A 21410-nucleotide genomic window follows, 5' to 3' on the forward strand; every position below is an offset into this window, starting at 1 on the left:
GCGCCTTCCAGTCCTGTTTTCAAGCAAAGCTAGACTGTCATCAGGTAACACTCGCAGGGAAGAGGTAGAGGTTTCTTCATGTTCGTTGGACACACTCGCTTTAGTCTCTTCGTTCCTGATTCGGCGTCGTGGCGAGCAAGCAATGAACAGACTGGATTTTCGGTAGACGAGTACCACGACTACCTTTACGACGATGCACGCCTGTCGTTGCGGACGGACATTTTCCTCAACCACACCGTGCCAACACTTGTGAAAGCCGCCAAAGGCTTCGAGGTGAAGCACATTGTCTCCTTCTCAGAGTCCTTACCGCAGAAGTTCAAGGAGCAGCTACAGAAGGCAGCGGACAGGATCGACATATTGCACCTCGATGAGCTTCCTGATGGTGATAGCGGGTGGACGGCGGTGCGCCGCTACGTTCAGGAAACTGGTTTTGAGGGAACGTTCGGTCGCTATCGCCTAGACGACGATGACGTCTTGTCCGCTCACTATTTCCGGACCACCGCGCCTTATATCAAGCCGGAGTTTGAAGGCATGCTCGTCAGCCTGCCCCTTGGTATTGAGGCGGTCTACGTGGACGGCCAATTTTTCCACCTGCGCGAGACACACACACCTATGAACTCGATGGGCTTAATGTCGGTCTGCTCAGTGAAGGAAGACGGCACCGTCGTAGAACCCCAAAGCGGGCCACACGATAAATCAGATCGCTATGCTCCCGTGATTCTGGACGCCTCCCAGATGGGATATTTGCGAGCAATACACGCGGGCCAGGACAATGCCATGCGCCACGAGCCAGGCGTGGTAATGGCACGCCTCATGGAGAACATGGCGGCTTTCCCTCCATTCGCGAATGCCGCTGCCCTTGAGGCGGCCTTTCCCACGGTAGCCGAGCAGATGAAGAGCACAAGTACGACGCTAAACATTGATAGCACTGTTGGTAGCGGTCAGCACTATTTTCTGCAGCCAGCCAGCGCGGACGTCAGCTTCGCCATTCACGGGGAGTCAGAGTGTGAGCTCGACAATGAACTCCTTGTGAGCCTGTGGATTGAGGATTCCCGTGGTCGACGCGTCCCCTCATACAAGCTAATCGAGGGTTTTGCCGCCTCAAATAACCCGAGCATCGGGCATTTTACGTATGTTCCTACAGAGAGCGGAACCTTTCGGACCTTGGTGAGTCTTCATCTGGAGCATGGCTACATCCTTCGCGGCTTCCGTATTCTGGCGCAAAGCGAGCGGGCTGAGAGGGTTCAGGTCTTAGAAATTGTCATGCAACAGCGAGGCGGAAAGGCGCGTTTCGTTAGCACCGAGGAATGGGAATCGTCACGCAGCCAAGGCGTGCGTAGTCTAGTCGACCAAGCCATAGACAGTGTTTATCAGAACCGGACGAGCATCGTGGCTAATGTGCGCAGCGTTCTCGGGGAGGACCGTTCCAACAAGGTCATCGCGCGCTTAGATCAGCTAAATAAGAAGATACGGAAGTAGAAGCCACCCCTAATAGGAATAAGACCATCAGCTTTAAGCTAACTCCTACCGCTTCACTACGTGCACGTCCACGCCACCGAAGAGGCTGAAGCAGTTCACCACAATTTCTGGGGCGCTGGCGGGGAGGTCTGCGGGGTCAACGGCTCCGTCCTCGATCTTGATGTCGTGGCCGCCGAAGAGTCCGACACCGCTCACGCGGACACGGAAGCCTTCAGGAACCCAGACATCGACGCCTCCGAAGATGCCGACCGCCTTAATAGTCGTGACATGCTCTTGGAGTGCTGCACCGCGTAGGTCAATGTCTGTGCCGCCGAACATGCCGACCGTGGTGTGGTGAGACGCTATGGGCGCGCCACGGACCGTGGTACCACCAAAGATTCCGACTGAAAGGGCCTGGGCGCCGTGCACGCCTGGTTCGACTTGAGCCAAGACGCGTTCAACAATAGGCGCTATCTCTTTGTTCGAGTTCACGCCGCTGAGCTCGTGGGGGCGCTGCTCCGCAAGCTCGTGGCTCCCGAAAAGAACTTGCTCGGGGTCCTCGAGCACGTCAGAAACGAGGTCGACCAGCTCACCGCGCGTTGTCGCATCGGAACACAGCTGTGAGCGTTCCTCGAACTCGGTGACGCTGAGTTGGCCTACCGACATGGCATCGGCCAAAACTTGCGAGGCGGTGATGCGCTGGGAGTTTGTGCACTTGATGTCGCGTGATTCCATACCTCTATTTTATATCGGGTCACGCTATGGAGTGCGGGAGAACGAAGTGTGAACCCGCACCTGCGGCGGATTAGCCCTCGAGCTCTGGTGCGAAGTCAGGCAGACGCTCGCCTACTCCAAGAAGCTCAGCAATGGCTGCCACAGCACGCGCTGCACCCTTGCCGTCACCGTAGGGGTTGACGGCATTGGCCATGGCGTCGTAGGCCGCGGCATCGTCAAGGAGCAGCTTCGCCTCCGCAACGATGAGGCTGCGGTTGGTGCCTACGAGCTTCACTGTGCCGGCGACAACGGCCTCGGGGCGCTCGGTGTTTTGGCGCATCACCAGAACTGGCTTGCCCAGTGCCGGGGCTTCTTCCTGGACTCCGCCGGAGTCCGTAAGGATGATGGTGGCACGATCTTGCAGCTTAGTGAACTGGTCATAAGGCAGCGGATCCGTGATGATGACGTTAGGCAGGGATTCAACCTCCGGAAGCACGGCCTCACGGACCTTGGGGTTGAGGTGCAGTGGCAGAACGAAGTTGATATCCGGGTAGGCCTCAGCCAAATCCTTAACAGCGCCGCCGATTTCCTTCATGGCTTCGAGGTTCTCACGGCGGTGGGTGGTGACAACGACGAGGCCCTTTTCGGATGCTGCGGCCTCCTGGAGTGCTGCATCTTCAAACTCAGTGTTCCAGCTGGCGGCCTCTAGCAGAGCATCAATGACGGTGTTACCGGTGACCGCGATGTCCTTAGAGCGAACGTTTTCGCGACGCAGGTTCTCCATCGACCCTGCCGTGGGTGCGAGGTGCAGTTCAGCTACCTGGCCAATGAGTTTGCGGTTAGCCTCTTCCGGGAAGGGGGAATGAATGTCACCGGTGCGCAAGCCAGCCTCGAGGTGCACAATCTTCACACCACGGTGGAAGCCAGCGAGGGCAGCTGCCATAGCAGTCGAGGTGTCACCTTGGGAGATAATAACGTCTGGCTTTTCCTCATCGATAATCTCATCCAGCCCCATAAGTGCACGCGACACAATTTCGTTAAGGCCCTGGCCTGGTTTCATGAGGTGGAGATCGAGCTTCGGTTCAATGCCGAACATGGTGTTGACCTGCTCCAGCATCTCGCGGTGCTGACCGGTGGAGACAGCTACGGACTCAAAGCGCTCGTCCTTCTCCAGCTCCTTAATGACCGGCGCCACCTTGATGGCCTCGGGGCGGGTGCCGTATACAGTCATAACCTTTGGCTTCGACATGCTCATCCTTATGTTGAAAATTGAGTTAACACGAAATATGGCTTCGTCAGAAGTCTACATTGCTGATGCTACGTGCACCTTTCCTTGTTCATCCACGCTTACCTGCGCAGCCAACGCCTTCACCAGGTTAATGCGCTGCCACGAGCCGGAGCTGCCCTGCCAGTCCAGTGGGGTGCCAGGCTTCGTTGCGGTCTGGCGGAGGACCTCGGCGCGCTGTTCGTAGTTGAGGTTGGGGTGGGCGGCCTCGAGGAGGACCGGTGCGGCCTTGGGCACGACCATGGGTGCGTCTGGGTGGTAGACGGTGGGCAGGTCGTAATCGGCGAACGTGGCGTAGCGCTCGGCGGCCTGCTGAGTCGTGGCATAGCTGGTGCCGGTAGCGTTCTGCTCTGCCACGAGGGTGGCGATGTCCTTTCCGGTGCGCCACTGGATCTCAGCGCGGATTTCAGCCTCGGCCTGGTGGAGGGCATCGCGCATGCGGGGATCGTTGAGGCGGTCGGCGGCAGCGGCCAAGCCGGTCATGCGGCCGCCGATGACATCGAGGGGTGAATGCACGCCCATGACCACACGGTGGTTGCCAGCCTCAGCACCGCGCAGGGCTAGCTGAGGGCCAACCTCCGGGAGCATGGTGGCCAGCAGCGTGGTGACCCACACAGCCTGGTTGGTGTGGCCGGAGGGGAAGGCCGGGGAATCCAGGTAGTAGTTCCGCGCACCGTCGTTGTAGCGGATGATGCGATCCGGGGCCTGCTGAAAGGGGCGCTGGGCCTTGAAGTAGTACTTCTCCGCAAACGTGGAACTAGCCAATCCACCCGCGCGCGCTAAGTAGCCGTTGCCCAAGAGGTATTCGGTTTTAGGAAGGCGGTGCTCGGTCAGGGCATCGCGGAAGGCACGGCCGAGTTCGGGACCCATGGCCTCCGACACGGCGACCATGACGCCGTCGGTATCAGCGGCGGCGTCGCGTTGCGCACGGGCGATGAGGGTGGCGTCGTGGGCCGCGGCGTTGTTGATAGCCACCGCCTTGTCCAGGTCCGCCGTCATGACGGCGGGGTTGGCCTTCACGTCGTCGTAAAGCCGCACCACCTCCCAGTACACGCCGTACTGGTAGGAGGACACATCGGAGGGAAATCCCACGAGGTAGTCCGGGGTAAAGGGGCGGGGCGTGGGGGCGCCGTGGTGGAGCGCAGGTTTCTCACCGGTGCTCGAGCCCGTCATCGGATCCATCAGTGCGGGGACGGTGAAGGGCAGGTCGGCTGCCTGGGCGGCGGGCTGAGCAGACGTGGCCAGCAGCAGGGCGGCAAGTGGGGCCGCCAACGCGCGGGAGTGTGTAGGCATAAGGATGTTCTTACACCACGCAGATGTCCGCGGAATGACGGGGAGGTTAACGCCGGTGGCTCACGAACGGCAGGGGTTAGTCCTCGGCGGCACTAACCTCTCGCGTTTCCTCAGAGGAGGCCGCGCGGGTCTCAACAGGGCCCAGGCTGGCGGTCAGCAGCGCAGCCATAGCCACGGCTGCGGACGCCGCATACGTTCTCTTCGAAGTCTCCACACTTTTAACCTAACGTGACGCAGGCCGCATGTGAAGTCCTCCGGCCACATCTATTCCCCACTCCCCATTGGCCCCTACCCCCTGCGCCGTCAGGCAGGTAGGCTGTGTGTCAATCGTGTACGTGCATGGAACGTGCGTGCGGCACCGCCCGCACGTATACCGTGAACCACGTACTGTGAATGCTGTTGTGAACGCCATCGTCGGCCCTTAAGGCCGTCTGAAGAAGGGGATGACTAGTTTCCAATGATCCAATTTGTTGTGGGTGCCGCCGCCGGATACGTCTTTGGAACCAAGGCAGGGCGCAAGCGTTACCACCAAATTAAGGGCGCCTACGAAAAGGCCGTGAACTCCCCCGTGACCAAGTCTGCGGTGAAGTCCGCCCGCAAGGCCGTGGCCAACCGTCTGGACCCGGATCCGCGCATGCGCGAGCTCAAGGATTACAACAAGGGAAGCCGCGGCAAGCGCGGCACCAAGGGCGCCGCAGATGGGGTACAAGCGGACCGCATTTACGAGCCGGACGAGGATTAACGCGCACGCTTATCGCGTGCGCGAGGGCGGACGGATGAGCATGTAGTGCTACCTAACGCACGCCGCGGAAAGCGCGGTCATTGAGCTCGCGGCGGGCTTGCTCGAGGGCGACGAGGTCCGCGAAGAGCGAGTTATAGGCCTCTTCGTCATCGGAGGGGCGCATGCGGCCGAGTTGGGCTTTGAGTTGGGCTACTTGGTCGCCCACGCGGGCCTCCTGGAGGCGGGAGAGGACCGAATCGGCATAGGCCTCAAGGTCGGTGTCGGGGTTGCCGGTCTCCCCTAGCTTGATGGGCTCAACAGCGAGCTCAGAGACGAAGTTGCGGGCGGTAAGGTCCAGCATCTCCCCCGCCACGGCAGCCAACCATTCCACGCCGGGCATACCCGCACCGGTGGTCACTCCACCCAAGGTGGAGATGGCTTGGCGTACGGTGCGGTAGGCCTCGTTGGAGTAGGCGTCTTCCGTAATGCCATCGAAGTAGCTGCCGGCAATCTGTGGGTATTGCAGGGCCAGCTTGAGGGCCTCGCGTTGGGGCCACAGGTGCGGCTCGCGGGGGCCGGGAATATGCATCACCGGGGCATTCGCCTGCGCGGGCGCTGAAGACGTTTCCTCCAGGCTGGCGAAGCGGGGGCGCTCCTGTTTCTTGGGCTTGCGAGCCTCCTGGCGGACCTGGTGGAGGACTTCCTCCGGGTCGGGCCAGCCCACCCAGCCGGCAAGACGGCGGGCGTATTCGCGCTGCAAGGGGGCATCACGGATCTGTGCCACGACGGGCACCGCACGGCGCAGGGCTTGGAGGCGGCCCTCAGCGGTGTCGATCCGGAACTCGTCGATGACGGAGCGGATGACGAACTCGAACATGGGGATGCGGTCGGCCACGAGATCGCGCACGGCGGCATCGCCGCGCTCGAGGCGCAGATCGCAGGGGTCCATGCCATCCGGGGCCACGGAGACGAAGGACTGGCCGGTGAACTTCTGCTCGCCCTCGAAGGCGCGCATGGCGGCCTTCTGGCCGGCCTCATCACCGTCGAAGGTGTAGATGAGCTCGCCATGGAAGTAGGAATCATCGAGCATGAGGCGGCGCAGGACTTGCAGGTGATCGCCACCGAAGGCGGTGCCACAGGAGGCCACGGCGGTCTTGACGCCGGCGGCGTACATGGCCATGACGTCCGTGTAGCCCTCCACCACCACGGCTTGGTGCTGTTCCGCGATATTGCGCTTGGCCAGATCCAGGCCGAAGAGCACCTTGGACTTGCGGTAGAGCATGGTTTCGGGCGTGTTCATGTATTTGCCCAGCTTGTCATCGTCGAAAAGCTTGCGGGCACCGAAACCAATGACGTTGCCGGAGAGATCCTTGATGGGCCACAGCAGGCGCCGGTGGAAGCGGTCAATGGGACCGCGCTTGCCCATCTTGGAAATGCCGGCGGCGTCCAGCTCCTCAAAGGAAAAGCCCATGCGCAGCAAGTGCTTGGTGGCGGTGTCCCAACCCTCGGGCGCATAGCCGCACTCGAAGTCATAAATGATCTCTTTGGAGAAGCCGCGGTCCAAAAGGAACTCGCGGCCCGCGGCTGCCTGCGGGGTCTCCAGCTGCTGGCGATAGAACTCGTGGGCGGCCTTGTTGGCAGCGATGAGGCGCTGGCGGGTGCCGGGCTTTTCATCGCGCGCTCCGGTCGAACCGCCCTGGTAATTGATGTGGTAGCCAATCTTTTGGGCTACCGCCTCCACGGCCTCGGGGAAGGAGACCTGCTCCATTTCCATGAGGAAGCTATAGACATCTCCGCCCTTGCCGGTGGAGAAGCAGTGATAGTAGCCGCGCTGCGGGCGCACGTGAAAGGAAGGGGTCTTCTCATCCTTGAAGGGACTTAAGCCCTTGAGGGAGTCATAGCCGGCGGGTTTGAGCTGGACGTATTCACCCACGATTTCCTCAATAGGCGCGCGTTCACGGATAGCTTGAATGTCGCTGTCCGGAATTCTGCCTCGTGCCATGCGTACAGACTACCCCGCGTGCGGGACACGGAGCCATAGACCTTGAGGACTGGCCACTCGCGCCAAACAGTATGCGCGGACGGGATTTCTTTTTTGGGCCTATACCTGCAATGATGGTGGCCATGTCCCAGTCCTCCCCCTCCAGAAAATCGCTTCCGGCTCTCATTGGCGGTGCGGTGCTCGTCCTCGTTGCGGGCTACTTTGGCATCGATCTTGGCGGCGGAGAAACCGACGGCGGTGCACAATCCGGCCCGGCTTCTGAGGCTGCTGAGGCCTCGGGAGAATCGCGGTCGGGGGATCGGGGGGACGTCGACAAGCACAGCTCCGACGAGGGTGACCTGCCCACCTGTGCCATGGACACCCTGCCCGAGCAGGCGGAGGAAACCGCGCAGGACATCCTGGCCGGCGGGCCCTATGACTATCCGGACAATGACAACGCCCGCTTTGGCAATTATGAGGGCGTGCTGCCGCAGCAGGATAAGAACTATTACCGCGAATACACCGTGGAAACACCAGGGCTTGGCCACCGCGGCGCCAAGCGCATTGTCACTGGTGGCGGCAGCGAAACCGACCCAGATGTCTGGTACTACACCGATGACCACTATGAGAGCTTCTGTACGATCCCGGACGCTGAGTAGGCCTGAAGAGTTGAAGGATTTGTGAGAACATGGACCGCATTCTCATCACCGAAACCATCCGCACCCGCGAGGACTTCTTTGGGGCGCTTGGCCGTCTGCGCGACAACGCAGCCGGAGCGCCGCGCAACCTCGATGACTTGGCGGATTTCCTGCGCGAGCAGCGCATCCAGGCGATCATCGCCGCGGACATGGAGCTGGAGCAGGAGGAGTTGTCGCGGATTTCTCTGGTGCTGGAGGACCAGGGCGTGGCGCTGGTGCGCTAGGGGATTTTAGCTCAGAAAACCGAACAGCTCGGCACTGCGCTGGGCTAGGCGCTCCAGGCGGGATTCCGTCATGGAGGCGATCTGGTCAATGACGGCGCGATCACGCTCGAGATCGGTCTCGGCCTGGCGCCACCACAGGGCGAAGGTGGCATCGAGGGAACCGGGGGCTCCGGCCACGAGGTAGTCATAGACGCGGAAGATGCGCTCGCGCTGGCGGTCCTGGCGGGCCAGGTGGGCGGGCTCATCCATGACGTAGAGGACGGCGATGGTCTTGAGCAGGGTCACCTCTGCCACAGCCCCTGGCGGGACCTGGAGGTCACCGTTCATGCGTCCGAGCGGGCCATCATTGGCTTCCTGCGTGGCGGACACGGTGGCGCCGACGTAGCGGCCAACCAGTTCCGAGGTCATCTTTTTCAGTTTTGCGTAGTCGGTAAGTGTGTAGCTGAAATTGCCGATTGCGTTGATGACATCCAGCTGGCGCAGCCGGTCCGCGGCTTCGAGCAGCTCGTCGGCGGTGCCGCCGAAGGCCTTGGCGCCCTTGTCGGCCAGTTGGGCAAGCTCCACAAGGTCCCAGAGGACGCCGAGTGAGATGCGGCGGGAGATGATGCCATCTTCCACGTCATGTACCGAGTAGGCGATGTCATCGGACCAGTCCATGACTTGGGCTTCCATGGACTTGCGCTGATCGCTATGGCCCTGCCGGAGCCAGTCTAGTACGTCCGCGTCCTCATCATAGGCACCGTATTTGCGGTTGGTGCTGCCGTCTGGGTTGGTCTTGGTCCAGGGATATTTGCAGGCAGCGTCCAGCGCGGCGCGGGTCAGGTTGAGGCCATAGCTATGCGGGCCCGCCGGGGTATCGAGTACTACCTTGGGTTCCAATTTGGTAAGGATGCGCAGAGTCTGCGCATTGCCTTCGAAGCCGCCGAGGGCGACCTCATTGAGGGCGTTTTCGCCGTTGTGACCGTAAGGCGGGTGGCCGATGTCATGAGTAAGCCCAGCCATGTCACACAGGTCCGGGTCGAGGCCGAGGCCGGCGCCGATGCTGCGCGCGATTTGGCTGACCTCCAAAGAGTGGGTCAGGCGGGTGCGCGGCGTATCACCATCGCGGGGGCCGACGACCTGTGTCTTATCCGCCAAGCGGCGCAGGGCCGCGGAGTGCAGAACGCGGGCGCGATCCCGGGAGAAAGCGCCGCGATGCTCTTCGGTCTCGCGGTACGCCGAGCCTTTCGGGGTCTCGGCGGCGAGGCGGGCAACGTCATCGGCGGAATAGGAGTAGCTCACAGGGGTTTAGTTTAGGCGGTGTCGTCGCCCTGCTGGGGCTGCCTCGCGCCAATGACGCTGTGGCGCAGTGCCTGGTTGGGGCGGATGATGCGCTCGATGCGGTAAAAGGCCGTGCGCAGACCCGCCGAGCGCTTCTCCCCCACGGCGGTGCGCAGCCCGAGGTAAATCAGCCCGCCGGTCTCGTGCGCGAGGTAGCGCCACCACGGGATAGAAAAGCGCGGGGAAGGATAATACGGAGTGCCCAAGACCTTAGCTTTCATTCCTTCCTGCTGGGCGATGAGGAAGGTGCGCAGGCGGTGGAGTGGATCGGTGACGATGACGGCTTCGGTGACGCCGAGCTTGTCGCGCGCGGCCGCGAGTGAGCTGCGGGTATCAAGCCCCTCTTCGAGGGCGGTGACGTCGAGGGCGGTGTTCTCCAGCAGGCGCTTGGCCACGCCGGCCTCGGTGAACCTATCGCCGGGTAAGTTGCCGCCGACGGTGATGATGGGCAGCTTGTGTGCGGCGGCCTGCTCGGCGGCGTAGCGCACGCGACCGGCGAGGATGCGGGAGGGGCGGCCGTCGTATTGCGCGGCTCCTAAAACAATGACGTACTTCACTGCCTTACTAGCTTAGCGTCGGGAAGGTATCGTGGTGCGCATGACTATTGCTGCTCGTATCGGCCGCGCCGCCCTCGCCGCCCTTGTGCTGGGCTGCGCCACTGCCGGCCCTGCTGTGGCCGCGGAATTAATTGTCGCCGCCCCCGAGGCGTCCGCCCTCACGGACAAAGTGACGGATGAGGCCGGGGTGCTCTCCAGCTCGGAGAAGTCCGAGTTGGAGGACAAGATTGTGGCTCTGCAACAGGAGCACCACGTGGTGATTTTCGTGGTCTTTGCGTCCTCCCTGCCGGAGGGCGCGGAGAGCTACGCCAACGGCATTGTGAAGGCTAAGGGCCCGAACTCCGCGGCCTATGTGGTGGGTGTGGATGATTCCACCGTCGGCGTGCAGACCGGTAATGACTGGCCCCGCGGGCGCCTCGATGTCATGTATGACGCGGCGTACGCCAAGCTTGTCGACGGTCACCAGTACGGCCCCTCTGCCCTCGCGCTTGTCGACGCTGCCGCAACCGGTTCCGCAGGTTCCTCCGGCTCCTCCGGCTCCTCCGGCTCCGGCTCTTCGGGGTCTGCTGGTTCCTCGGGTTCATCGGATGGCTCCGGTGGCCTGTGGCTGGCCGGTGGCGCGGGTGCGCTGGTGCTGGCCGGCGGCGGCATTGCGGCCGCGAGCCGACGCACAAAGAAAAAGAACTCCGTGGCCGCCTTGGAGTCTGCGCGCCAGATTGAGCCGGGCAACACCGCACAGCTGGACCGGTTGGATATGGCTACTCTTACCAAGCTTGCGCAAGAAGAGTTGGTCTCCACCGATGAATCCATCCGCCGCGGCAAGGAAGAGCTCGACATCGCGGTGGCCGAGTTCGGCCCGGAGCGCACCCGCCCGTTTAGCCGCGCCATGAGCCACTCCATGCTGACCCTGCAGAAAGCCTTCCAGCTGCAGCAGCAACTCGATGACAACCTGCCCACCTCCCAGGGCGAGCGCCGGCAGATGCTGGTGCAGATCATCTCCTCCTGCGGCCAAGCCGATGACGCCCTGGACCAGCAAGCAGCAGACTTTGCCCAGATGCGTGACCTGCTCATTAATGCCGGATCCAAGCTCGATGAGCTCACGCGCCGCACGGTCGATCTGCGAGGCCGCCTGCCGCAGGCTAGTGCCACGTTGTCGTCCCTTCGCGGGTCCTATTCGGAAGAGGCGCTCTCCTCCATCGCGGATAACCCAGAGATGGCGGAAGTCTCCCTCACCGAGGCCGAAAAACTCCTCGACCGCGGCCGCGAGCTTCAGTCCAAGCCGGCCGGCCAGCAAGGACCGTTGGTCGGTATTATTCGCGATTGTGAACACGCCCTCGAGATCTCCGACCGGCTCCTCACCGGCGTAGAGAACGCCGAGACCTCCATCGCCTCAGCCAAGGCAAACCTGCAGGCGCTCATTGAGGAAATCGAGGACGAAATCACCGAAGCCCATCAGCTGGAACAACAGGGCAAGGCCCAGGGCTCGCCTGCCGATTGGTCCGCGCTGGAGGACTTGCTCTCCACGGCGCGAGCCGCCGTAGACCAGGCTCGCAGCAACGGTCAGGCTGACCCGCTGGGCCAGTACACCGCCCTGACGGCAATCGATACCAAACTCGACGAGCAACTCGACACCGTCCGCGAGACCAATTCCACTCGTGAGCGCCAGCTCTCCCTTTACCGCCAGCAGATGGCTTCCGCGGAATCCTCCATCCAGGCAGCTGAGGACCTGCTCTCCTCCCGCGGGCGCGTCATCGGTTCTGAAGCGCGCGTGGCTCTGGCTGATGCCACCCGCCTCCACGCCCAAGCCCAGAGCGCCGCCTCCACGGACCTGCGCGCGGCCCTCACATTCTCCCGCGATGCTGCCGCTGCCGCGCAGACCTCCCTTAACCGAGCCAAGAGCGATCTGGATGCTTACCGCCGCCAGCAGCAGCGCCGCCAAGCCAATGACGTTGCGAGCAACGTCCTCACCGGCATGGTCTTGGGCCAAGTCCTCGGCGGCGGCTCCCGCGGCCACGGCGGTGGTTTCGGCGGGGGCTTCGGTGGCGGCTTCGGCGGCGGAGGCTTCGGAGGCGGAGGATTCAGCGGCGGCGGTGGCGGTGGCTTCCGCGGCGGCTCCTTCTAGCCGCCCCCGGCCTTCGCTGGCGTCTCACGCAAGGCATCTGCTCGGCGGCGTTTTCACAGCTGAAAACGCCTTATGCCGCCTCAACGGTCGGCTGAGCCTTTCCTTCATGCACATGGTTCGAGTCATACGGCTCTACTCACATGGTTTAGCTCAGAAGGTTTACTTGGGGTCAAACGAACCAAATGGAGGCCTGTAGATGGTTTGTTTGGGGGCAAAGAAACCTTATGACTAATGCCTTCTGACTCGACCCCCCGTGTACGACAACCGCACAGGAAATCCGCACCCCCTACCGATGCGGGGTGGTAAACCCCTTACCGATGCCAGGTGGCACCCCCTACCGATAGGACGGTGGACTGCGGAAGGTCCCTTCAGTTTGGTCCCTGTAGTTTGGTCCCTTGGCACCGTAAAGGGACCACTTATCGCGCGAAATCAGCCAACACATGGTCCCTGTGCACTAATAAGGGACCAGGGTAGAGGGACCAAACGACCAGGTCCGTTCGATAGCGGAGGAGATTTAGGTGCGCAGGGGGCGGGTGGGGCCGTCGATAAGCAGGCAGCAGTAGCTGGTGAAGGCAGCGTCCGGCAGGGGCAGCTCGCCCACGGCAACCTCAAGGCCGCGGCTGCGCGGAGCGGTGCGGGCGACTTCCGTGCCGGACGCGTCGAGGATGCGGCGCTCGCGCCGGAAAGGGTTCGTGCGCTCGAGCAGGTACTCGCGGTCCTGACAGACCGCGCGCAGCTTATTCACCGTGAAGCTGGCCTGCTCAGCCGAAAAGGCAGGGCCACGCACGCTAAAACGGCGGGCTCTTGGGACATGCTCGAAAGCGATCGTAGTGCCCGATCCGGGCAGCAGCAGGCCCGTCGGGCTCACGCGGGCAATGACCTCGTCCGCGGCGTTGACCAGCACGCCATCGCGCCACATCCAGCGCTGCATTTACATCAACACCGTGACGACGGCGACGAGGGTCATGAGCAGCAACGTCACAATGATCGGGATGGCGGTGCGCTGCGTGCGTGCCTCAAGGATGACCCGCGTGAACCAGCTCAGACCAGCGATTTCCCAATCATCAAGGTCACCGGAATCATCACTGTGCTCTCCTTCGAACTCGAGGATGGCCTTGCGCACTCCCGAGTTCTTGGAGGAGAACTGGGCAACCTTGACTCCCGAGCTGTCCTCCACGATCCAGTCACCGCCAGCCTCGTTGATGAAGGCGAAGGTGCGACCATCCAGCGAGGCCTCCAAGCGCTTATCGCGTTTGGGGTTGCCGGCGAGGCGGTAGACGCGGTCGTCAGTCAGCGTGATGGAAGCACCCAAATCAGTGACGTCGAGACGCCAGTGATCACCTTCCACGTCGGCCGAGCGCTCCTGGAACATACCCAGCGACCCCGGCCCCTCCTCCACGAGGAGGACCGAGTTCTTGCTGTCGCTGCGATCCCAGCTGGTGTAGTGCATTAGCAGCCGATCAGGCGGGTGGCCAGGTATGCCTCAAGCTCATCGAGCTTGACGCGATCCTGCTCCATGGAGTCACGCTCACGGACGGTGACCGCGTTGTCCTCGAGGGTGTCGAAGTCATAGGTCACGCAGAACGGAGTACCGATCTCGTCCTGACGTCGGTAGCGGCGGCCGATGGCACCGGAGGTGTCAAACTCGACATTCCAGTTCGCGCGCAGCTTGTTGGCGAGTTCACGGGCCGGGGTGGACAGCTCTTCCTTCTTGGACAGCGGCAGCACAGCCACCTTGACCGGGGCGAGGCGGCGGTCAAGGCGCAGGACCACGCGCTTATCGGTACCGCCCTTAGCGTTCGGGGCTTCTTCCTCGTCGTAGGCATCGATGAGGAAGGCCATCATGGCGCGGCCAAGACCAGCGGCCGGCTCGATGACGTACGGGGTCCAGCGCTCGCCGGACTCCTGGTCAAAGTAAGACAGGTCCTCGCCGGAGCCCTTCGCATGCACAGACAGGTCATAGTCGGTTCGGTTGGCCACGCCTTCCAGCTCGCCCCACTTAGAGCCCTTGAAGTTGTAGGCGTACTCCACGTCCACGGTGCGCTTGGAGTAGTGGGAAAGCTTCTCCTGCGGGTGCTCGTAGAGGCGCAGGTTCTCTTCCTTGATACCGAGGTCGATGTACCAGTTGTAGCGGTCATCGATCCAGTACTGGTGCCACTCTTCGTCCTCGCCCGGCTTGACGAAGAACTCCATCTCCATCTGCTCGAACTCACGCGTACGGAAGATGAAGTTACCGGGGGTGATCTCGTTGCGGAAGGACTTACCGATGTTCGCGATGCCGAACGGCGGCTTCACACGCGCAGATGTCATGACATTCTTGAAGTTGACGAAGATGCCCTGGGCGGTCTCCGGGCGCAGGTAGTGCAGGCCCTGCTCGTCATCAACCGGGCCGAGGAAGGTCTTGAGCAGTCCGGAGAAGGCTTTCGGCTCGGTCCAGTCACCGGGCTGGCCGGTCTCCGGGTCGTTAATGTCCGCCAGGCCGTTCTCCGGCTCGTGACCGTGCTTCTCCTCGTAGGCCTCAATGAGGTGATCAGCGCGGTAGCGCTTACCAGTGTGGCGGGATTCAACGAGCGGATCGGTAAAGACCTCGACGTGGCCGGAGGACACCCACACCTGACGGGGCTGAATCACGGAGGTGTCAACACCCACGACGTCGTCGCGCGACTGCACCATGTGGCGCCACCACTGGCGCTTGATGTTTTCCTTCAGTTCAACGCCAAGCGGGCCGTAGTCCCACGCAGAGCGGGAACCGCCATAAATTTCACCTGCCTGGTAGACCAAGCCGCGGCGCTTGCACAGGCTGACGACGGTATCAATGACGGATGCCATGGTAAATGTGACTCCTCTGGTAGGGGACAGTCTTTTGCAATGCGGACAAGTCTAGCGCGCGCCTTCCCACAACGCGCCGTCACCCCGAAAGTGTGGTGCATTTTATACACATCGGCGTATTTCTAGGTTATAGTATCTATATCTCTAATTATCTCTACCTCTATAGATACGACTGAAGGTGAACCGCGTGAGCACCACCCAATTGGCCCCTCTCTCCTTTGATATCACCGCCGCCGCAACGGTAATCAGCGCTTTAGATTCACCACTGCGCATCGATATCATTCAGCGTCTCGCTGAGCGTGATCACTACGTCCACGAACTCGTCTCCGCTACGGGCAAATCCCAGCCTCTCATTAGCCAGCACCTGCGCGTTCTCAAGCGCGCGAACATCGTAGACAGCGAGCGTTCCGGCCGCGAGGTGCGCTACACGTTGGCGGCCCCGAAGGTGCTGCCGCTGCTTGCCGACGCTGCCCAGGCCACCACCTAAACCCCCTTAGTGAAAGTGTATTGATAAGCTGAACACCATGGCCATCCACGACAGCATCCCCAAGCTCGGTGCGCGTAACACTCGTCAGCGCACCGCCGTGGTCGAAGTCCTCCGGAAGCTCGACAAGTTCGCATCCGCTAAGGACATTCACCAGGCACTCATTGAAGGCGACCAAAAGGTCGGCCTCACTACGGTCTACCGCACCTTGCAATCTCTGTCTGAGATCGATGCAGTCGACGCACTCCACATGCCATCCGGCGAAACTCTCTATCGCCACTGCGATACCGATGCTCATCACCACCACCTGGTGTGCACCAAGTGTGGCCGTACCGAGGAAATCGACGGCGGCCCCATCGAGGAGTGGGCCTCCTCGGTAGCCAAGGAGCACGGCTTCGAACTCACCGGGCACGATGCCGAAATCTTCGGCATCTGCGCCGACTGCCGCGCCTAAAAATAACGCTGCCGGGCGTGACCACGGGCACGCCACCTACAACCGCGCGCTACGTGACGCCGCCCAAAGCGGCGGTCACGCCGCGCTACTTCACTCCTCCAAAGCGGCGGTCACGCCGCACGTACTCTTCCACCGCAGCAAACAGATCCTCCGGCGTGAAATCGGGAAAGAGCTTGTCCTGGTAGATCATTTCTGCATAAGCAGACTGCCAGAGCAAGAAGTTGGAGGTGCGCTTCTCACCCGAGGGGCGCAGGAACAAATCCACGTCCGGCATATCTGGGTCATACATCACTGAGCTCACCGTCTTCTCAGTGATGCTGCGCGGATCAAGCTCGCCGCGGGAGACCTGCTCGGCGAGGACGCGGATGCCGTCGACAAGCTCGGCTCGCCCACCGTAATTCACGCACATCACCAGCGTCATCTTGGTGTTGTCCTTGGTGAGCTCCTCGGCAGCCTCGAGCTCCTTGATGACGGAGCGCCACAGGCGCGGGCGGCGGCCGGCCCACACCACGCGCACTCCCTTTTCATTGAGCCAGTGCCGCTGGCGGCGCAGCACGTCGCGGTTAAAGCCCATGAGGAAGCGCACCTCCTCGGCGCTGCGGCGCCAGTTCTCCGTGGAGAAGGCATACGCCGAAAGGTAGGGAACGCCGAGGGCGAGGCAGGCATCGACGACGTCGAGAAGCACGGCCTCTCCCCTACGGTGGCCTTCAGTGCGCTTCATGCCGCGTTCCTCCGCCCAGCGGCCGTTACCGTCCATGACCAGCGCGATGTGGCGCGGCAGGAACTCCTGCGGGATAGCGGGCGGATGGAGGACTCGGTTCGGGTCAGGCGTAATCACGCCCTACAGTCTACTGTTCCATGATCCCCAGCGCGCCAACGGAACGCTCAAGGTGCCACTGCAGGTGAGCGCGGGTGAGCCGGTGTGCCTCCTGGGCTTGGGCATGCGTGGGATTGCTCGGGTAGCCGTGAGCAATGAGCCACATGTGGTGCAGGGTTTCCGGGTCCACCTCGGCGGCTCCCGGCGGGCGACATTGGTGGCAGGCGGCCCCGCCGACGGCCGGGTGGAAGGCATGGTGAGGGCCGGGGCGCTGGCACTGCGCGCAGTCGAAGAGGCTGGGCGCCCATCCGGCGTGGGACATGGCTTGGAGGAGGAAGGAATCGAGAAGCACAAGCGGATCGCCGTGCTGGAGTTGGTCAAGGACCTTCACGCACGCTTCGTAGAGATAGGGGTCCCCGGGGGCATCTGCGGCGGCGAGGCGCTCGGCTGATTCGAGGGCCGCGCAGGCCGCGGTGTAGCGGTCATAGTCCTCGATGATGCGCGCGCCGAAATAATCCACGGTATCCGCCTGGGAGATGGTGTACAGGTTGCGGCCGGGATAGAGCTGCACATCGAGGTTGACAAAGAGCTGCAAGCGCGAGCCAAAACGCGACTTGGCTCGGCGCACGCCCTTGGCGACGCCCCGCACGAGCCCGTGATTGCGGGTGAGGAGCACGATGATGCGGTCCGCTTCCCCGAAATCATACGTGCGGATGACCAGGGCGCGGTCGCGGAAATTTTCCCGCATTTAGAAGCCCAGGCGGCCCAGCGCCTTCGGGTCCGACTGCCAGTTCTTCAGCACCTTGATACGCAGATCGAGGTACACATTCTGGCCCAACAGCTGGATGATTTCCTTGCGGGCAGTACCCACAATGCGGCGGAAACGGCGGCCATCCTTGCCCTCAATGATGCGTTTCTGACCCGGGCGCTCGAGGTAGAGCACGGCGTGAACGTTGAGGACGCCGGGGCGTTCCTCGCTGGGCAACATCTCATCGACCTCAACGGCCACGGAGTGCGGGAGCTCGTTCTTGAGGCCTGCCAGGGCGGCCTCGCGGATCAGCTCAGCGATGCGTTCCGCCTGAGCCTCATCGGTGACGTGGCCGTCCGGGTAAAACTTCGGGCCTTCGGGCAGGTGATCGACGATGACTTGGGTCAGCTCATCAAGCTGCACTTGCTCGATGGCGGAGACAGGAATAACCACGGCGTCCGGGTTGTCCTCGGTGAGTAGCGCGTGCAGCGCCAGCAGCTGCGCACCAACCTGGTCCTTGGAGGCCTTATCCAGCTTGGTCACGATGCCAATGATGGGGGTCTTCGGCGCGACCTTGCGCACGTTCTCCAAAATCCAACGGTCGCCGGGGCCAATCTTCTCGTCCGCGGGAATGGTCAGGCCGATGACGTCAACGTCTGCGTAGGTGTCTTTGACAACCTCGTTGAGACGCTCGCCCAGCAGGGTGCGCGGGCGGTGCAGGCCGGGCGTGTCAACAACAACTATCTGCGCGTCCTCGCGGTGCACGAGTCCGCGAATGGGGTGGCGGGTGGTTTCCGGCTGGTCCGCGGTGATGGCGATCTTCTGGCCTACCAGCGCGTTCGTGAGCGTGGACTTGCCGGTATTCGGGCGGCCCACGAAGGACACGAAGCCGGAGCGGAAGCCCTCGGGCGTGTCGGTGTACTGCGAATAGTCTGCGGCGTTGGCCTCGCCATCTTCAGGCAGGTCCGCGAAAGCGGCGTCAAAATCGGTGCTCATATTGCTTTTCATCATAGCTCACGATTTCTACATTCCCGCTCCCCGCTACTTGCCGGCAGAAGGTCCTTCTAATTTGCTCCTTTTAGTTTGGTCCCTTTACTCTGGTCCCTTTTCAGAGCACAGGGACCTTCTGGAGCCGGTTTTCGCTCTTTACATGGTCCCTTTTCAGCGAACAGGGACCAGACTAAAGGGACCTTCTAGTCTGCCGCAGGGTGGCGATTAGTCGGCCGCTGGCTGGCGGTCGTTCGGCCGCAGGTAGAGCCCAGGAAGCTAGAGCTCTTCGACGTGGAACTGCAGGCGCGGGTTGGCAAAGACGTCTTGGGCCTCGATGAGCTGGAGCTCCTGGGCATCGGCCTCGTAGGTGGTGTGGAGCAGGTCGTACACCGAGGAGGCGGTGCGCTTGAGGGCTTCCTTGGCGTCGTTGGTCTCGGTGTAGTGGCCGGTGAAGAGAGCCGCGGTGACGTCACCGGAGCCGTTGCGCTTCACTGGCAGCTTCGGGGTCGCCACGAGGAAGGCGCGCTCGCCATCGACGGCGAGCATCTCAATCTCGTCTTCCTTAGTGTCCGGGCGCTGCACGGAGGTGACCAGCACGGTCTTCGGGCCGATCTCTTGGGCCTTCTTTACCGCAGCGAGGGTTTCCTCGAGGGTGCTCACGGAGGAGTCGGTGAGGTAGCCCAGCTCGAACTGGTTGGGCGTGATGATATCGGCTACCGGCACAACCTTATCGCGCAGCAGCGGCGGGATTTCATCGGAGACGAAGCAGCCGGACTTGGCGTTGCCCATGACCGGGTCGCACGCGTACAGGGCCTTAGGGTTGACGGCCTTGATGCGGTTGACCGCATCCACGATGGCACCCGCGATGTCCGGACCGCCCTGGTAGCCGGAGAGGATGGCGTCGATACGCGGGAAAGCGCCGCGCTTCTCGATGCCGTCCACAATCGCCGTGACGTCTTCGGCAGGAATCATCGGCCCGCCCCAGTCGCCGTAGCCGGTGTGGTTGGAAAAATTCACCGTGTGAATGGGCCACACTTCGTGGCCTGCGCGTTGGAGGGGGAAGACGGCGGCGGAGTTACCAACGTGGCCGTACGCAACATGGGACTGGATTGAGAGGATGTTCATAACCCTCCATTGTGCTACGCCCCGCGGAGCTCCTCAACGTCGGGAGGGGTTTAGATGCCGCCGCCGGGGACTTCCTCGTCAAGCTTGGCGCGCTCGGCCGCATCTGGGAAGGCCTTCGGGCCAGAGGGCTTGGGCTGGTAGCTCACGCCGCGGGAGTCGAGGTCCTCGTACCAGTCCGCAAGCAGCTCATTCTGCAGGCCGAACATTTCCTTCTCTTCCGCGGCGGTGGTGTGGTCGTAGCCCAACAGGTGCAAACAGCCGTGGACGGTGAGCAGGGCCAGCTCGTGGCCCAAGGAGTGGCCCGCGGCGTTGGCCTGGCGCTGGGCGAACTCGGGGCAGAGCACGATATCACCGAGCATGGCCGGGCCGGCATCGGGGGAATCGGGACGTCCGCCTGTCGCGCCAGGGGTGAGCTCATCCATGGGAAAGCTCATGACGTCGGTAGGGCCTTCCAGATCCATCCAGCGCACGTGCAGGTCCGCGATGGTCTGCAGGTCAACGGCGGTCAGCGTGCACTCGGCATCGGGGTTAACGTCGAGGCGGCCCAAGGCATAAGAGCAGACATCGATGAGCATTTCCTCGTTCACGCCCTCAAAGCCGGACTCGTTGATAAATTCGATGCTCATTTCTTTTCCTCCTGCTCAGCAAAGGTATCGTAGGCATCCACGATACGGCCCACCAGCTGGTGGCGCACCACGTCGGCAGAGCCCAGCTCCGCAAAGTGAATATCCGGCACGCCCTTTAAGATGCGCCGCACCAGGCGCAGACCGGAGACCTGGCCGCCGGGCAGATCCACCTGGGAAATATCACCGGTGACCACAATGGTGGAGCCGAAGCCAAGACGGGTGAGAAACATCTTCATCTGCGCAGGCGTCGTGTTCTGGGCCTCATCGAGGATGACGAAGGCATCATTCAGCGTGCGGCCACGCATATACGCCAAGGGCGCGACCTCGATGATGCCGGCCTCCATGAGCTTCGGAATCATCTCGGGGTCAATCATGTCCCGCAGGGCGTCGTACAGCGGGCGCAGGTAAGGGTCAATCTTGTCGTTGAGGGTGCCGGGCAAAAAGCCCAGCTTCTCCCCTGCCTCCACCGCGGGGCGGGTGAGGATGATGCGGCTGACCTGCTTGGCGCGCAGTGCCTGCACGGCCTTCGCCACGGCCAGGTAGGTCTTACCGGTACCGGCAGGGCCAATGCCAAAGACAATGGTGTTCTCATCGATAGCCTGCACATAGCGCGACTGGCCCAGCGTCTTCGGGCGCACGGACTTGCCTCGGCGCGAAACGATGTCCGCCGCGAGGGCCTGCGAGACGGACTCGGGGGCATCGACGGCCACAAGGTCGAGCGTGTGCTTGACCGTATCCGTGCTGACCGGATGTCCGCGGCGGGCAATCGCCTCAAGCTCTTCCAGGACCTTGCGGGCGCGGGCAACCTCATAGTCGGGCCCAGCTGCGGTCACGGTCGTGCCGCGGGCAAAAAGATCCACGCCGACGAGGTCTCCCAGCACGCGCAGATTATCGTCCGCCGGACCCAGCACGGTGGCCAGGTAGGCGGAATCGAGATCAAACTTGGTGGTGATAATAGGCACGC

23 protein-coding genes are annotated in these 21410 nt (G+C 62.3%); 7 read left to right on the top strand and 16 right to left on the bottom strand.

The genetic code is table 11. The features are described from left to right. The first annotated feature begins 78 nt into the window (after nucleotides 1–78). Entirely contained in the window at nucleotides 79–1479 is a 1401-nt protein-coding gene (locus M5J09_RS11725; protein ID WP_257157979.1) for a putative rhamnosyl transferase, read from the top strand. Nucleotides 1480–1524: 45 nt separating this feature from the next. Here M5J09_RS11725 and M5J09_RS11730 read toward each other — a convergent pair whose 3' ends face one another. The 4 genes from M5J09_RS11730 to M5J09_RS11745 form a co-directional block, all read right to left on the bottom strand. After that, nucleotides 1525–2193, bottom strand: coding sequence for a DUF1707 domain-containing protein (locus M5J09_RS11730; protein ID WP_257157980.1), 669 nt, complete (start codon nucleotides 2191–2193; stop codon nucleotides 1525–1527). A gap of 70 nt (nucleotides 2194–2263) precedes the next feature. Further along, entirely contained in the window at nucleotides 2264–3421 is a 1158-nt protein-coding gene (gene wecB, locus M5J09_RS11735; protein ID WP_257157981.1) for a non-hydrolyzing UDP-N-acetylglucosamine 2-epimerase, read from the bottom strand. 54 nt (nucleotides 3422–3475) lie between these two features. Beyond that, the gene (locus tag M5J09_RS11740; protein ID WP_257157982.1) at nucleotides 3476–4750 is read right to left on the bottom strand and encodes a phosphatase PAP2 family protein; all 1275 of its coding nucleotides are present in this window, start codon (nucleotides 4748–4750) and stop codon (nucleotides 3476–3478) included. A 76-nt stretch (nucleotides 4751–4826) separates the two neighbouring features. Next, complete coding sequence (locus M5J09_RS11745) at nucleotides 4827–4964, bottom strand: hypothetical protein (RefSeq protein ID WP_156126962.1); 138 nt, start codon at nucleotides 4962–4964, stop codon at nucleotides 4827–4829. A gap of 243 nt (nucleotides 4965–5207) precedes the next feature. On the opposite strand from M5J09_RS11745, the gene M5J09_RS11750 reads away from it, so the two are divergent. Then, nucleotides 5208–5492 (top strand): hypothetical protein, encoded by a 285-nt coding sequence (locus tag M5J09_RS11750; protein ID WP_257157983.1) that lies wholly within the window; start codon nucleotides 5208–5210, stop codon nucleotides 5490–5492. Nucleotides 5493–5544: 52 nt separating this feature from the next. Here M5J09_RS11750 and dnaG read toward each other — a convergent pair whose 3' ends face one another. Then, entirely contained in the window at nucleotides 5545–7473 is a 1929-nt protein-coding gene (gene dnaG / locus M5J09_RS11755) for a DNA primase (protein WP_257157984.1), read from the bottom strand. A 122-nt stretch (nucleotides 7474–7595) separates the two neighbouring features. Between dnaG and M5J09_RS11760 the strand changes: the two genes are divergently transcribed. Beyond that, the gene (locus tag M5J09_RS11760; RefSeq protein ID WP_257157985.1) at nucleotides 7596–8111 is read left to right on the top strand and encodes a ribonuclease domain-containing protein; all 516 of its coding nucleotides are present in this window, start codon (nucleotides 7596–7598) and stop codon (nucleotides 8109–8111) included. A gap of 29 nt (nucleotides 8112–8140) precedes the next feature. Then, the gene (locus tag M5J09_RS11765; protein WP_042531831.1) at nucleotides 8141–8374 is read left to right on the top strand and encodes a hypothetical protein; all 234 of its coding nucleotides are present in this window, start codon (nucleotides 8141–8143) and stop codon (nucleotides 8372–8374) included. A 6-nt stretch (nucleotides 8375–8380) separates the two neighbouring features. Here the strand turns inward: M5J09_RS11765 and M5J09_RS11770 are convergent, their stop codons facing one another. Further along, nucleotides 8381–9655 carry a deoxyguanosinetriphosphate triphosphohydrolase gene (locus M5J09_RS11770; protein ID WP_257157986.1) on the bottom strand — a complete coding sequence of 425 codons (1275 nt, stop codon included), beginning with the start codon at nucleotides 9653–9655 and terminating at the stop codon, nucleotides 8381–8383. An 11-nt stretch (nucleotides 9656–9666) separates the two neighbouring features. Beyond that, the gene (locus M5J09_RS11775) at nucleotides 9667–10251 is read right to left on the bottom strand and encodes a YdcF family protein (protein WP_257157987.1); all 585 of its coding nucleotides are present in this window, start codon (nucleotides 10249–10251) and stop codon (nucleotides 9667–9669) included. Nucleotides 10252–10291: 40 nt separating this feature from the next. Here M5J09_RS11775 and M5J09_RS11780 point away from each other — a divergent pair, with 40 nt between their 5' ends. Beyond that, the gene (locus M5J09_RS11780) at nucleotides 10292–12373 is read left to right on the top strand and encodes a YgcG family protein (protein ID WP_257157988.1); all 2082 of its coding nucleotides are present in this window, start codon (nucleotides 10292–10294) and stop codon (nucleotides 12371–12373) included. Nucleotides 12374–12887: 514 nt separating this feature from the next. Here the strand turns inward: M5J09_RS11780 and M5J09_RS11785 are convergent. The 3 genes from M5J09_RS11785 to M5J09_RS11795 all read right to left on the bottom strand — a co-directional run bounded on the left by M5J09_RS11785 (nucleotide 12888) and on the right by M5J09_RS11795 (nucleotide 15202). Then, a complete protein-coding gene (locus M5J09_RS11785; RefSeq protein ID WP_257157989.1) occupies nucleotides 12888–13160 on the bottom strand; it encodes a hypothetical protein in 273 nt (90 codons plus the stop codon). A 144-nt stretch (nucleotides 13161–13304) separates the two neighbouring features. Next, a complete protein-coding gene (locus M5J09_RS11790; protein WP_257157990.1) occupies nucleotides 13305–13823 on the bottom strand; it encodes a hypothetical protein in 519 nt (172 codons plus the stop codon). Further along, nucleotides 13823–15202 (bottom strand): glycine--tRNA ligase, encoded by a 1380-nt coding sequence (locus M5J09_RS11795; protein WP_257157991.1) that lies wholly within the window; start codon nucleotides 15200–15202, stop codon nucleotides 13823–13825. Before M5J09_RS11795 ends, M5J09_RS11790 begins: the two co-directional genes overlap by 1 nt. A gap of 187 nt (nucleotides 15203–15389) precedes the next feature. Here M5J09_RS11795 and M5J09_RS11800 point away from each other — a divergent pair, with 187 nt between their 5' ends. Then, nucleotides 15390–15689, top strand: coding sequence for a helix-turn-helix transcriptional regulator (locus M5J09_RS11800; RefSeq protein WP_042531844.1), 300 nt, complete (start codon nucleotides 15390–15392; stop codon nucleotides 15687–15689). A 37-nt stretch (nucleotides 15690–15726) separates the two neighbouring features. Continuing rightward, nucleotides 15727–16140 (top strand): Fur family transcriptional regulator, encoded by a 414-nt coding sequence (locus M5J09_RS11805; RefSeq protein ID WP_042531846.1) that lies wholly within the window; start codon nucleotides 15727–15729, stop codon nucleotides 16138–16140. Between the two features lie 85 nt (nucleotides 16141–16225). Here M5J09_RS11805 and M5J09_RS11810 read toward each other — a convergent pair whose 3' ends face one another. The 6 genes from M5J09_RS11810 to M5J09_RS11835 form a co-directional block, all read right to left on the bottom strand. Beyond that, entirely contained in the window at nucleotides 16226–16978 is a 753-nt protein-coding gene (locus M5J09_RS11810; RefSeq protein WP_257157992.1) for an isoprenyl transferase, read from the bottom strand. 10 nt (nucleotides 16979–16988) lie between these two features. Continuing rightward, nucleotides 16989–17705 carry a DNA repair protein RecO gene (gene recO, locus M5J09_RS11815; RefSeq protein ID WP_257157993.1) on the bottom strand — a complete coding sequence of 239 codons (717 nt, stop codon included), beginning with the start codon at nucleotides 17703–17705 and terminating at the stop codon, nucleotides 16989–16991. Beyond that, on the bottom strand, nucleotides 17706–18701 hold the full coding sequence (gene era, locus M5J09_RS11820) for a GTPase Era (RefSeq protein WP_371440991.1): 996 nt from the start codon (nucleotides 18699–18701) through the stop codon (nucleotides 17706–17708). Nucleotides 18702–18971: 270 nt separating this feature from the next. Continuing rightward, the gene (pdxY, locus tag M5J09_RS11825; RefSeq protein ID WP_257157994.1) at nucleotides 18972–19820 is read right to left on the bottom strand and encodes a pyridoxal kinase PdxY; all 849 of its coding nucleotides are present in this window, start codon (nucleotides 19818–19820) and stop codon (nucleotides 18972–18974) included. Between the two features lie 50 nt (nucleotides 19821–19870). Continuing rightward, the gene (ybeY, locus tag M5J09_RS11830; RefSeq protein ID WP_042531855.1) at nucleotides 19871–20446 is read right to left on the bottom strand and encodes an rRNA maturation RNase YbeY; all 576 of its coding nucleotides are present in this window, start codon (nucleotides 20444–20446) and stop codon (nucleotides 19871–19873) included. Continuing rightward, nucleotides 20443–21408 carry a PhoH family protein gene (locus tag M5J09_RS11835; protein ID WP_257157995.1) on the bottom strand — a complete coding sequence of 322 codons (966 nt, stop codon included), beginning with the start codon at nucleotides 21406–21408 and terminating at the stop codon, nucleotides 20443–20445. The genes ybeY and M5J09_RS11835 overlap by 4 nt, the downstream gene beginning before the upstream one ends. Nucleotides 21409–21410 lie beyond the last annotated feature (2 nt).

This window comes from Corynebacterium sp. BF-R-2 (assembly GCF_024586525.1).
GTDB lineage: Bacteria > Actinomycetota > Actinomycetes > Mycobacteriales > Mycobacteriaceae > Corynebacterium > Corynebacterium singulare.